The sequence below is a fragment of the Actinosynnema sp. NPDC023587 genome (assembly GCF_040640215.1).
Classification (GTDB): domain Bacteria; phylum Actinomycetota; class Actinomycetes; order Mycobacteriales; family Pseudonocardiaceae; genus Actinosynnema.
Genome location: NZ_JBFABG010000027.1, coordinates 36,573 through 48,949 on the forward strand (window position 1 = coordinate 36,573; position 12,377 = coordinate 48,949).

A 12,377-nucleotide genomic window follows, 5' to 3' on the forward strand; every position below is an offset into this window, starting at 1 on the left:
ATTGGGGATCATCTTGGGGGTCCTTCTAGACCGCCACCCCCTGCACACCCGGAACTGGCAGGCCAAGACCGGTGCAGGGGGATCCGCTGGTATCCCAGACTCATGTGCAGGAATACCAGAGACACACCTGCACACCGGCGCAGGCGGCCCGTCAGCCCCGGTCGGGACCTGGGGAGTCGAACGACACCCACATCACCACCAGCACGTCGACCCGTTCCTGGTCGCTCAGCAGCAGGTAGGTGATCAGGCCCTTGCCCTCGCCGAAGACCAGTTGTCGGACCGCGCCGTCGGGGTTGGCCGGGTTGAGCGGTTCACCGCGCTCGGGCACGAGGATCAGCACCTCGAACGCCTGGACCAGCTCGGCGAGGGCGTCGACGGGCAGGGCGCGGATCTGCTCGCGCGCGGCGGGGTCGATGTCGAGCGCGTACGCCACGAGGAGTCCAGACCGCCCGGTTGGTCAGACGCCGAGTTCGGCGCGAAGGTCGGTCCAGGACACGCTGCCGGGCCGGGACTCTCCGGCCCGCGCGACCTCGGCGGCGGCCGTGAAGGTGCGTCGCTGCGCGTCGGGGTCCTGCCGGGTCAGCCAGGCCACCCGACGCCACACCCGCAGCACGTGGTGGAGCTGGTCCAGGCGCAGCGTCTGACGGGCCGCAGTAAGCGCCGCGTCGTAGGCCGCGTCGAACTCGCCTTGCTGCTCGGGCAGCAAGGCCGCGCGGATCGCCTCCGGTGAACCGAATGCCGCAGCGGCGTCCCGGTCGCCCGTCCACTCCGGAGCAGGCTCGACGCCGTCCGGCGCGCGGCCGGGCTCGGGCAGTGGAGCGGCGGGAGAGGCCATGCCGACACGATAGCGCCGTCGGCAGCCTCCGACGGGCCGGCGGCAACGGGAAGCAGAACGAGGACGGCTGTTCGCAACCCTCGCATCCTTGCGAACCCTGCGAGCATCACCTGCGACGGAAGCGCTCGACGTCGGCGGTCAGCACGTCGTACTCCCTGATCAGCCGGTCTCCTTGCTCTGTCGCCGCCCTGATCCGGCTGTCGCCGTCCAGCGCCCCGAACACCGTACTGGCCCGCGCCGCCGCGAGCACGCGGCGCAGCAGCACCAGGTCCTGCTCGGTGACCGGGTCGGTCACCGCCGGCGGTCGCCGGTCGTCATCGGGCGCGAGCAGGATCTCGACCAGGTCGACCAGGTGCCCGTCGCCGCGCAGCTCGTCGACGTGCCGGCCGAAGACGACGATGACCGTGCGCACGGCCAGGGCCCGATCGCGCCGCCAGCGCGCCGCTTCCTGTCGGATGGTCTCGTGGGCGCGGTCGGCCAGCTCGGAGCGGGCCAGGCCGTTGGATGCGGCGCGGCCGCGGCGCAGTCGCAGATCGACCGCCTGCCGGGTCACGCCCAAGCGCGCGGCGACGTCGGCCAACGACACCTGCGCGTCGCGTCGTCGCGACAGCAGCTCGTACTCCAGCGCGTCGTAGGCGCCCGGCAGCGCGGGCAGCCTCACGCGGGCGTACTCCAGGAGCTCCAGCGCGTCCAGGGTGTCCTCGTGCAGCACCGCAGCGGCCACCCGCCGGTGACCTGCGACGTGCCGCACCACGCCCAGGACGTCGTCGGAGGCCCGCACCAGATCCGGGTCGCCGCTGCGGCGACGGCGGTCCAGCACGGCGGCCACCAGCTCGGCGGCACGGCTCTCGGACACCTGCAGCGGGGTTCGCGACGGCATGTCAATACGGTATTGACAGCGGACCGGGAAACGGGTGTGACGCGCCGCTGACCAAATGTTTGAGCAGATCAGAGCTTGATCAGGTTCGGGGGAGGGTGAGCAGCACCCGGAGGTTCACCGGATCCCAGAAGAGGAAGCCCTGGTCGACCAGGTCGGCCATGACGTCGCACATCTCCTCCAGCGACTTGCCCGCGAAGCGGGGCTTACTCGTCTGGATCCACTTGGCGAAGCTGGTCAACGTGTAGCTCTGGTCCTCGGCGGTGCCCCACGAGACGCTGAACGGGACCTGCGCGATGAACTTCTCCGCGCCGGGAGGTGCCGTTCCGGCGTCGAGTTCCTCCAACGTGTAGAGGTACGTGTCCCACGGTGGTCGCGAGAACGCGACCTTGGTCTGGTCGGGGAACTGGCCGCTGTGAACGGCGCTGCGGTTGGCAGGACGGCGTCCGTCGCCGCGTGGCTGCTTCTTCTTCGGCTTGCGCACTCTGCTCTTCGGCACGACGGGAAGGTAGGTGCCCGGGGCCGTCGCGAACGGCGAACACGCCGCCCCGGCGCCGCAGGGCCACCGGTTCGGGTGCCGTCCGCGAGGAACCGCGCGGGACCGGTGGGGCGACGAGGTGCACGACTTCATCCGCCTGAGAAGTTTTCCCAATGTAGACGCGTGAAAGGTCGAAAAAGTTTCCGCTGATCAAGCCCGGTTTCGGCTCACGGGAAGGAGCATGGGCGATCTGCACCCCCGTGTTTTGGCGGGTGTCGTTGATAGGCTCCCGCGCACGGCGTTCGGCTTCGCGTTCCAGGCCGGTCTCCTGATCCACCGCGGCGTCACCCCCAACCCGGATCCGGTTGGGGGCGGCAGGGCTCCGACCGGGGCCCACCCACCGGGGAGGGCAGGACGATCAACCGTTGGACGGAGAAGGCGACACCGAGGGTTCACCGCCGCGATGGTGGTCCCGAGAACGAGTTTCCCAGGCATGTGAACACCTGGCTGTCGGTCTGGAGACCGTGTCCCTGACGGGGCCGGTCCTGACCGACGGGAGCCCGGTGGTCTACATGACCACCGGGCTCCTCGGTCTCGGTCTCCACTTCGCTGCCGGCCAGCTGCGTAAGCGGTAGGTGACCCGTGCCAGCGGCCGGGACGGTCGTCGCACCAGGTGGGCAAACACCTGGATCACGCGGCGGTCTCCCGGCCGTTGTGCTGTCCGACGGCCAAGGCGCTCCGCAAGACAATCGCGATAGTTCCCGACGCCGGACAGGTCGAAGGCTAGCCGATTCAGCACGGTTCGCCATACCCAGATGGACCTCAAACAGGCAGGTCCCAGTGCCCTGCGCGGCAGTCGGCGAGCACCGTCCGTCCTCGCTCAAACATCTTCTGATCAGGGAAAACGCTCCGCAGTGCAGGGTGGACCAGCGGTCCCGATCAGTGATGCGATCAACCGCCGAATCAACCACCGATCAGTGATCCGGTCGGTGATCCGCCAGTTGATTCGGCGGTTGATCCGGCTGCTCGACCTGCCGGATCCTGTCGTCCTTCGCCGGGCTGGTCCCCGGCCGGCAACCAGGGCAGGCCGAGTCGACTCGATCGCGTAGTTGAGCCAGGGGGAAGCTCCGGGTACATCGCCACGGCAATGCGCAGCACTGGTTCGCCGGAAACAATGCGGCGGCCCGGCCCGCGAGATGGTTCGGGCCGGGCCACCGGGATGGAGGGGGCGCGCGGACCGGTGGGGGTGTGCACCGGTTGCGCGACCGCGCCCTCCTGGTCAGCGACTTTTCGGTTCGTCCGCACTTGGATCCCAGGACGAGCCGTGCTTCCACTGGCTGCTCTCCTGGAGAGGCACTCCCCTGTCGGCGCGGTGCTGCATCAGGCGTTTGATCGCGCCGACGTCGCCGAGCGCATCCAGCACCACCTGGAGGCGCTCCTCGGGCGGCAGGTCGTCGAGCGGGATCTCCAACTCGCCGGTCTCCACCCGCCGTTCCAACTCGCCGGCCACGTCAACCCACCTGCCCGGTGGGCGCGGTGTCCTGGGTCAGGTGCGTGTTGACCAGGTCCAACAGGTACTGCGCCGCTTCGGTGCGCGAGCCGCTGAAAAGCTCCTCGGCCTTGTGCAGGAGGTGGGACGGCGCGTTGCGGTCGTCCACGACCTCCGTCCGGTGGACGGTGGAGACGCTGTGCAGCGGCAGGACGAGTTGCAGGTAGACCTGCCTGTAGTGGCGGGCCAGGCCCGCGTCGACCCCGCCGGACCACGGCACCGAGATCACCTGGAACCGGTACGTGCCGCGTAGTTCGTCCAGCAGCCGTTCCAGTTCCGCGTCGAAGGGCAACGGGTCGACGGCGTGCTCGATCACTTCGTCGTTCACCGGACCTCCCGGCCGGAGTCCTGGTGGTGCGCGTCGGAGGAGGTGTTCTCCGAGGCCAGCAGCGCCTCGCGCATCTTCTCGCGCAGTCGGCCGACTTCCAGTGGACGCAGGTGGTAGGCGGCGCCATCGCCGGTGAGCAGGTCGATACCGTCGCCGTTGGGCCTTGGAACCGGCACCAGCGACACCCGGAACCCGCGTTCGTCCCGACACGACACCCCGCCACGACGGCGGGCCCTGACGTACTGGAGCAGGTTCATCATGACCGTCCCCGAGGTCCCGGGGAGGACTTGCGGGCCGAGTTTGCGAGGTCGACCACGGTCCAGCCGCCCGCGAGCAACGCGCCCACGATCAGCCACGCCAGGTCGAGCATCGTTCGCCACACGATCCAGTCCTCCGGCTTGGAGGTGGTGGCCCCGGTCGTCCGAATTCAGGCGTTATGCCTGGACCGGGGACGCCCCCCCAGGTGGGCCGGGACGGCGGACCCCCTCCCAAGGTCTGGGGGAGGATGAGCGCCACGTGTTGTCCAGACATGCGTGCCGCGAAGGTCCGCCGTCCCGGCTGTGCCGGGTTGGGCGATCCCTCACCGGCACTTGTAGACGCTAACGTTAGTAGCGACTACTTAGAAGCACCCGGAAGGGTGGTGTCGCACGGCACATCGTGACTGTTTGCGCAGCTCACGGTGCGCCGATCGCGTGCTGTCCGGGTACAGGGAGAAGGAGAGGCGACCAAACGGTGGTCGAGCCACTGAGCGAGAACCCCACGGTGAACCAGCGTTTGGTCGCACTGGAGCTGCTCCAACTGCGGATGGCCACAGAGCCGCGCCTCGAACGCAAGGACGTGGCCAAGGCACTGGGATGTGCAACCTCACGGATCGGGCATCTGGAGACCGCACGCAACCAGCCGTCCTACACCGACCTGCGGACGATCACCGACCTGTACGGGAGGCCCGACCGGCTGGAGGTGCTGTGGTTGCGGACATCGCTGAGCCGTCAACGCGGCTGGTGGGAGGAAGCCCAGCACCGCGGTGTCATCCAGGAGGGCCCGGACAGCTTCCGCGAGTACATCGGTCTGGAACAGGGCTGCTCGCACATGCTGTTCTGGGATCCACTGGCGGTCACCGGGCTGTTCCAGACCGCCGACTACGCCCAGGCGGTGATCAGGGCCTACGACAAGACCCTGACCGACCAGCAGGTACGCGACCGCGCGGTGCTGCGCATCCGCCGCCAGGAAGTCATCGGCCGGGCCAAGCTGCACGTGGTCCTGGGCGAGACCGCACTGCGCCCGGTCGGCGGCCGCGAGGTGTTTCGGGCGCAACTGGAGCACCTGGCCAGGACCGCGGAGCATCCCAATGTCACGCTCCAGGTCCTGCTCAACGAGGTCGGCGCGCATCCTGGACAACACGGGCCGTTCACGATCATGGGGTTCCCCGCCGATCCCGAGGTGCACGACCCGGGCTTGGTCTACGTCGAGACCCTGCTCCGCAGCACCCTGTACGACGAGGACGCGGACATCGCCGCCTACACCACGAACTTCGGCGAGCTCGCGGACCTTGCGGCGAGCCCAGGTCGGTCGGCCGACCTCATCCACAGGTTGATCAAGGAGCAAGCCGCGTGACCCACGTCCCTCATCCGACCGCTGCCGACTTCGCGCACGCCGCCTTCCGCAAGAGCAGCCGCTCAGGGCAGACCTCCGGCTGCGTCGAGATCGGTTGGCTCGATCACCAGGGCCACCGTTTCGTCGCGGTCCAGGACACCAAGGCACGTCACGCCGGCCGACTGGTCTTCACCGAGGACCAGTTCGCCGCCCTGCGACTGGTCTTGCGTTCCCACGACCGCTGACCGCATCACACAACACGACGGCCGCAGCTTCACTGGGAACTGCGGCCGTCGTCGTGTCCGGGCTACCGCCACCGCACGTTGGCAGCAGACCGAAGCCGCGGCTTCGGGCCACGAATCGAACGCGTCGATCATCAGCGAAGCCACGAGCGATGGTGACCGAACGTAAACGAAAAGGGTCGCACTTCTCGTGACCGTTCTTCTGATGTCGCAGGTCGTGGCAAGTGCGTGGCAGGTGGCAGGCACTCGGCCGGGGAACGGGTCCGTGAGGACGCCGACCTGGGGAGAGGGGCCTTTCCCGGTGTGGCAGGTCCCGGACCTGCAACGACCTGCCACACCTGCCACGAACTCGTCTTTCCGCAGATGAGCGGGTACGTCGGTTATGCCCCGGGACTTGTCACGGTGGTGTGGCAGGTTGCAGGTGCGGCAGATGCCGGTGGCAGGTCGGGACTGTGTTCGTGGCAGGTCGTGGTGAGTGCGAAGGGCGGTCCGCCAGCATCGACGAACCGCCCTTGTGGCTACTCAAGGTGATGAAATTGGGTTGGGAGGTGTCCGCACCCCGGCTTGGTCTAGGCGTCGTCGGACCAGAGTTCGTCGTCGTATTCGCCGTACTTGTCGCCGTCGAGCTTGTGCACCAGTCGGGTGCCGGCGGGGTAGGTGAGCAGCTCGACATCGGCCATCGAGCCCTCGCCCAAGGGCTGCGCGGCCAGGGGTTGGGAAGGAGGGAACACCGTCCGCGCGACCACGGGGTTGGCGATCCGCCCGACCCGTGCCTGGGCGGCCGCCGCGTCGCCGTCCACCGGATCAACCGGCAGTTCCACCAGCCTGGTGGTCACGGCCTGCGCCAGCGGCCACACGTCCGCAGGGTCTTCCATGTCGCCCCGCCGGACGTCCGCCCAGAGCCGGTCCTGGGTGTGCTCCTGGACCGCGTAGTAACCCTCGGGTGCGCCCTCTCCCCACTGCTGTAGGACATCGTCCTGCGTGCGGGCGCCGTGCGCGTCGAGCAGCAGGCCGTCCGGTCGGCGCACCAGATAGTGGAAGGGGTGCGCGTCCCCGCGTGCGTGCAGGCCCAGGATCGGCCATCCGGTCCGTTCGTGCAGCGCCAGGGCCAGGGCGTTGCAGTAGCCGTAGTCGAACACGTCCTGCACGGTGTCGTATCCCTCGGGGAGCGTGGGCAGAGACCTCTGGTTCGTCGGCTTCGTCGACCCCGTCGTGCTGCTCGCGGCGGGGTTCCTGCTGATGTCCCACTTGTCCTCGCCCGGCTTGGGCTCGTTGATCCGGCGCAGCTCGGCGGAGTGGGCGCGGCGGAAGGTGGTGCCGACCTCGCGGATGCGCTCGGCCTGGCGGGCCTGGGTGGCGGCGAAGTCGTGAAGTGCCTCGGCGAACTCGCCCGCGATGAGGATCTTCTCCGAGATCCTGCGGGCGGAGGTGGTCCACATCGCGGCCTGCAGCTCGGCTGCGCCGGGGGCGTTGTCGACCCAGTCGATCAGCGCGCGGGCGTTGTGGATGTCGAGGTTGCTGGTCGCCGTGGCCAGCGCCTCGTTGTAGCCGACGAAGGGGTTGGACATGGTCGCTCTCCCGGTCCGGCGAGTCCTGTAGGGGCCTGACGTGCGCAGGGCGGCTCACCGACACCGGCGAGCCGCCCTCGGGTCATGCCGGGAACTAGCCGGCGACCGGGGTGCGGTCGATGCCCGCGGCCACGTCCGAGGCGGCCTTGCGCAGCTCGCCGACCCGGTAGTGCGAGCCCTCGCGGATCCGCTGGGCCTCCAGGAACCACGGCGCGGCACCCAGCTCGCGGCCCAGGCGGATGGCGGCGCCGGTGCGCTTCGTCTTGTCGTCCTCGGCGGTGACGCGGCCGATGAGCACGGTCAGCTCGCCGGTGCCGACCATGTCGTCGTCGGCACGGCCCTCCAGGGCGGCCAGGATCGAGGCCATCGGCTCGGCGGTCGCCTCGGCCGGGCGCTGGCCCGGCACCACCACCTCGCCGGTCAGGTACACCTTGATGCGGTCGAGCAGCGCCTGGCGGGTCCAGCCCTCGGCACCATCCTGGGTGGTGGTCTCCAGCTTCCACGGGTTGCCCGCCAGCTCGGCGGCCAGCTCGCGGCCGGCGGCCTCCCAGTCGCCGTTCTCCTCGACCCGGTCGATGACGAAGGCGAGCCGGTCGGCCGGGACGAAGGCGGGGGCGTTCTCGGCGCGGATGACCTCGAAAACCTTGGTCATGGTCTCGCCCAGCGATCCCCACTGGCGGAACTTCTCGATCGCGGCATCCATCTTCTGGTCGGCCGTGCTGCGCATCTTGTCGATCTCCTCTTTGCTCGGTGCTGCGGTGGCGGTGCCGGTGCTCTCGTCATCGGCGGTCTCGACGGCCTGCTGAACTTCCTGGCCGTTGTCGTGCTGCTCCTGGCCCTTCTCGTCCGCGCCGGACGGCAGGGCGTCCTGCATGAGCGCGGCGAACGTGTCGTCGACGCCGCCGGCGTTGATGAACTCCAGCGAGGGCCAGTCGAAGCCCTGCGCCTTCATCACCTCGAACAGCTCGGGCAGGTGCTTGGGGTTCCAGCGGTCGGCGTAGTCCTGGCCCAGCTCGGCCTGCAACCACGCGGGCAGTCGCGGCTGGTTGGCGGTGTTGCGGGCGGCGATCGGGGCGATCTGGTCGACGCCGTCCAGCTCGTAGGCCTTGGCGGGGATGACGCGCGGCTCGTCGGAGCTGGGCTGCACCAGGATGGTGTGGTTCTTGAGCTTGGTGGTGTCGACGTTCATCCCGACCAGGGTCGCCTGGCCGTCGTGGGCGCTGTAGGTCTTGGCCGCGATGCGCTGGGTGATGTTGCGCTTGGCGAAGCTGCCGTGCGCGCCCAGGGCGTCCATCAGGCCGTACTGGGTGATCAGGTAGAGGCTGACACCGGCGGACCGGGCGGCGCGGGTGATGGCGTTGACGAGCTGGGAGCCGTTCATCTCCTTGCCGTCGAACGTCTTGATCGTCACCGTGCTGTTGTCGATCAGCAGGTCCGACGCCTCTTCGAGGAAGATGCTGATCGCCGGGTCCTGGGGAGTCGGTTCGAACTTCGACTGCGGGCCCAGGCGCTTGTTGCGCAGCTTGGCGACCTTGTAGCCGTCGGCGAGCATCCGCAGGACCCGCTTGGGGTCCTCCCCGGCCACGCGGTCGATGACCGGGCGGCGGGTCATCCCGGAGAACCACGGGAACAGCCACGGGTAGATCAGCGGGATGAGCTTGTCGCTGGCCGCGATCCAGGCCAGGTTGTCCAGGCAGTGGGTGCAGTCGGCCAGGACGTTGTTGGTGAACACCGACTTGCCGCCGCCGGTGCCGCCCACCATCACGGTGTGCACGCCCAGCATCCCGATCTCGACGTCGGTGCCGTCCTGGTAGATCGCGGGCCGGATCGGCTTGCGGATGGTGCCCACCGGCCGGTCCAGCGGGTAGGGGATCGACGTGGCGAAGTAGTTCGTGGTGGCCACGTGCAGCAGGAACTCCGCGGCGCTGTCGGTCTCCTCGGGCCGGATCTGCTCCGAGGACAGCCGCAGGCCCAGCCGGTGCGAGGCGGTGTTGGCGATCTTCTCGCGGGCCTCCTTGAGATCGCTGAACCTGATGCCCTCGGTGGGGTGGTTGCCCAGCCGCAGCGTGAACCCGGCCTTGGTGTCGATCTTCTCGCGCACCGTGAGGCCCGGCAGCTTGGCATCGGCGAGGATCTGCTCCCACTCGTTGAACGCACGCTGCTGCTCGACCTGCTCCTGGACGGCCACGACCTCGGCCTGGCGCTCGACGCGCTGCTGCTCGACCTCGGCCCTGTGCACCGGGGCCTGGGTCCTGATCAGGGCATACGCGCCGCCGAACAGGACCGCGCCGAGCACCAGGGCGCCCAGGGCGATCAGGTTGGTCGGCCGCACGGTCGCGGCGAACACCAGCCACGCGGTGGCCATCACCCCGGCGGTGACGGTGAGGATCAGGGCGTTGCGCCGCTGCGCTTGGCCGTAGAGCCGGACCGGGTAGCCGCGGCGCGCGGCGAACACACCGAGCGCGGTGCCCGCGACACCGACCACGGCCAGCGTCCAGGCGGGCAACCCGGCCCAGATCGGCACGGCGGCCAGCACGTACAGCCACACCGCGGCCTGCGCGGGGTGGAACCAGCGCCGGTCGGGGTTGAACCCCCGCATCAGCGCCCAGATCGTCGGCCGCTCCGAGCTGGGCACGGCGGGCGCCGCCGGGTCGGCGGGGCTGCGCCGGACTCGTCGCGCCTTGACCGGGCGGACCGGCTCGGCGGACTCCGTCTCGGTGACGGGCCTGGTGGTGGTCGGCGTGCTCATCGGTCCTGCTCTCCTCACGGGGTCTCGAGTCCCGGTGTGCCCGTCCGGCCTGATCAGCGGCCGGACGGGCACACCGGGAGGGCTACGCGCGGTTCTTGCTGATGTCCCACTTGTCCTCGCCCGGCTTGGGCTCGTTGATCCGGCGCAGCTCCTCGGAGTGGGCGCGGCGGAACGTCACACCGACCTCGCGGATGCGCTCGGCCTGCCGGGCCTGGGTGGCGGCGAAGTCGTGCAGCGCCTCGGCGAACTCGCCCGCGACCAGGATCTGCTCCTGGATCTTGTGGGCGTGCCCGTTCCACATCGCGGCCTGCGTCTCCGCCGCGCCCGGCGCGTTGTCGACCCAGTCGATCAGCGCGCGGGCGTTCTCGATGTCGAGGTTGCTGGTCGCCGTGGCCAGCGCCTCGTTGTGGTTGTCGAAGGGGTTCGGCATCGTCGTTCCTTCCGAGCTCGTGCCTGCTGTTGCCGGTGCCGGCTCTCCGGTGGAGCCGGTGGTGGTGGTACCGGTGGTCTCGTCCGCCATGTCGCCGAACTCGACCCCGTCCCACCTGATGCGGGCCTTCTTGCCGTTGACCCGGTACTCCTCCCACCCCGAGCCGTTGTCCTTGCGCCGCTTCGCCGAGCGCTTGAGCAGCCCCTTGGGGCGGTTGCCGCCGCGCCCGGTCTTGCCGGTGGGGGACGGTCCGTTGCCGCGCTTGGTCCCCGTGTTGCGGCCACGCCCGAACGGGCTCTTCTTGCCGTTCGTCGAGCCGCCGGGCCGCTTCGCCGTCCCGGTCGGACGGCCCGCGCCGCTGCGGCGACCGGTGCCCGCGCCGGGCCTGCCCTTGCCGGGCCTGCCTTTGCCGAGCAGTCCACGACCGTTCGGCCTGGTCGAGGACTTGCCGTTCGGCCTGCCGCCCCGGCCCAGCACTCCGCGCTTGGACCCGGCGCCCTGGCGGCCGCCGACCAGACCGCGCCGACCAGCCGGTTTCGCTCCGGCACCGCGCCGAGGAGCGCCACCGGCGATCCGGCGGTTCGCACCCAGCAGACCGCCGCCCCGGCGCGCACCGCCGCCGGCCGCACCGGAGCGGCGACCTGCCCTGCCGCCGGTCGCCGCCGACCGGGACGGCGTCCCGGTCGGACGACGCAGGCCCAGACGCTCGGCGGTGCGCGGCGCGAACCGCCGCACCGCCGCCGCCCCGACCGCGGTGCCGGCGGCGACGGCACCGGCCACGACCAGGCCGGTCGGCCCGAACTGCAGGCCGACCGTGGTCGCGGTCGCCGCGGTGCTCGACCCGGCGGCCAGCAGCGATGCCCGCGACGCCACCAACCCACGGCCGTTCGGGTTCTCGTCTGCAGGCCCGGTCGGGGGCCGCTCGTCTACCTGGGTCACCGGTCACCTCCTTCCAGCGGATCCACTCGTTGTCCGGGGCTGCTACTGCCAGCGCGGCTGGCCCTGCTGCGGGTAGCCGCCGGTCTGCCCGTTGCGGTGCACCACCTGCGCCCCGTGCGCCTGGTACTGCTGCACCATCGTCTTTTCGTGGTGCAGCACGCGGGCGTAGGCGCCCAGGACGGTGTCCATCGCCAGGCGGGCCTGGGTCAGCGCCTCCTCGACGTCCTCGCGGGTCTCGTCGGTGATCGGGGACGCCCCGTCGACGATCTGCGGCAGCAGGTTGTCCAGGTCGGCCAGCATCCGGTCGATCCGAGCGCCTTCCGGGGCCCAGAAGTTCACGGCCTCCTCGGCCGTCGTCAGCTTGCTCACGGTTCGTTCCTCCTGATTTGTGCTGGTCAGAGCAGTTCGGTGCGGCCGGTGAGGCAGCGGTGGACACGCTGGGCGAGGCGGGTGCCGGGGCCGGTCTTCTTCGCGTCACCCCAGGCGACCAGGCGACCGCCGACGGCGACCCAGGCCCGCAGCTCGCGCTCGATCTGGATGCGGGTCGGGTTGAGCGGCAGCCGCTTGTCGACCATCCAGCCGCGCACCAGCTCCAGGGCTTCGACCAACTCGGGATCGGCCACCGGGCCGCCGTGGTCCAGGTCGGCGAACCCGGCCCAGATCCGGGGCAGCGTGTTGACGATCAGCACGGCGAGGATCGGCCAGACGCCGTGCGCGACCAGGGCGACGGGATCGAACAGGTCCAGCTCCACGCCGATCAGCGGCAGGTAGTTCCAGGTGTTGAGGGTG

14 protein-coding genes are annotated in these 12,377 nt (G+C 70.0%); 2 read left to right on the forward strand and 12 right to left on the reverse strand.

Features of this window, described 5'->3' with window-relative positions; genetic code table 11:
• Window positions 1–151: 151 nt before the first annotated feature.
• The 7 genes from AB0G01_RS34625 to AB0G01_RS34655 form a co-directional block, all read right to left on the reverse strand.
• Complete coding sequence (locus AB0G01_RS34625; RefSeq protein WP_360954946.1) at window positions 152–433, reverse strand: hypothetical protein; 282 nt, start codon at window positions 431–433, stop codon at window positions 152–154.
• 24 nt (window positions 434–457) lie between these two features.
• Window positions 458–835 carry a DUF6247 family protein gene (locus AB0G01_RS34630; protein ID WP_360954949.1) on the reverse strand — a complete coding sequence of 126 codons (378 nt, stop codon included), beginning with the start codon at window positions 833–835 and terminating at the stop codon, window positions 458–460.
• A gap of 106 nt (window positions 836–941) precedes the next feature.
• A complete protein-coding gene (locus AB0G01_RS34635; protein WP_360954952.1) occupies window positions 942–1,715 on the reverse strand; it encodes a hypothetical protein in 774 nt (257 codons plus the stop codon).
• Between the two features lie 79 nt (window positions 1,716–1,794).
• Window positions 1,795–2,211, reverse strand: coding sequence for a hypothetical protein (locus AB0G01_RS34640; RefSeq protein WP_360954955.1), 417 nt, complete (start codon window positions 2,209–2,211; stop codon window positions 1,795–1,797).
• Between the two features lie 1,258 nt (window positions 2,212–3,469).
• Complete coding sequence (locus tag AB0G01_RS34645) at window positions 3,470–3,700, reverse strand: hypothetical protein (RefSeq protein WP_360954958.1); 231 nt, start codon at window positions 3,698–3,700, stop codon at window positions 3,470–3,472.
• A gap of 1 nt (window position 3,701) precedes the next feature.
• Entirely contained in the window at window positions 3,702–4,067 is a 366-nt protein-coding gene (locus tag AB0G01_RS34650) for a hypothetical protein (RefSeq protein ID WP_360954961.1), read from the reverse strand.
• Window positions 4,064–4,327: a hypothetical protein gene (locus tag AB0G01_RS34655; protein ID WP_360954964.1), complete on the reverse strand. Its 264-nt coding sequence runs from the start codon at window positions 4,325–4,327 to the stop codon at window positions 4,064–4,066. The genes AB0G01_RS34650 and AB0G01_RS34655 overlap by 4 nt, the downstream gene beginning before the upstream one ends.
• Window positions 4,328–4,829: 502 nt before the next feature.
• On the opposite strand from AB0G01_RS34655, the gene AB0G01_RS34660 reads away from it, so the two are divergent.
• Window positions 4,830–5,681, forward strand: coding sequence for a helix-turn-helix transcriptional regulator (locus tag AB0G01_RS34660; protein ID WP_360954967.1), 852 nt, complete (start codon window positions 4,830–4,832; stop codon window positions 5,679–5,681).
• Window positions 5,678–5,905, forward strand: coding sequence for a DUF397 domain-containing protein (locus AB0G01_RS34665; protein ID WP_360954970.1), 228 nt, complete (start codon window positions 5,678–5,680; stop codon window positions 5,903–5,905). Before AB0G01_RS34660 ends, AB0G01_RS34665 begins: the two co-directional genes overlap by 4 nt.
• A gap of 566 nt (window positions 5,906–6,471) precedes the next feature.
• Here the strand turns inward: AB0G01_RS34665 and AB0G01_RS34670 are convergent.
• The 5 genes from AB0G01_RS34670 to AB0G01_RS34690 all read right to left on the reverse strand — a co-directional run.
• A complete protein-coding gene (locus AB0G01_RS34670) occupies window positions 6,472–7,470 on the reverse strand; it encodes a hypothetical protein (protein WP_360954973.1) in 999 nt (332 codons plus the stop codon).
• Window positions 7,471–7,564: 94 nt separating this feature from the next.
• Window positions 7,565–10,219: a hypothetical protein gene (locus AB0G01_RS34675; protein WP_360954976.1), complete on the reverse strand. Its 2,655-nt coding sequence runs from the start codon at window positions 10,217–10,219 to the stop codon at window positions 7,565–7,567.
• Between the two features lie 82 nt (window positions 10,220–10,301).
• Complete coding sequence (locus AB0G01_RS34680; RefSeq protein WP_360954979.1) at window positions 10,302–11,588, reverse strand: hypothetical protein; 1,287 nt, start codon at window positions 11,586–11,588, stop codon at window positions 10,302–10,304.
• A gap of 42 nt (window positions 11,589–11,630) precedes the next feature.
• Window positions 11,631–11,957: a hypothetical protein gene (locus AB0G01_RS34685; protein ID WP_360954982.1), complete on the reverse strand. Its 327-nt coding sequence runs from the start codon at window positions 11,955–11,957 to the stop codon at window positions 11,631–11,633.
• A 26-nt stretch (window positions 11,958–11,983) separates the two neighbouring features.
• Window positions 11,984–12,377: hypothetical protein (locus AB0G01_RS34690; protein ID WP_360954985.1), on the reverse strand; the 394-nt coding region annotated here is incomplete at its 5' end.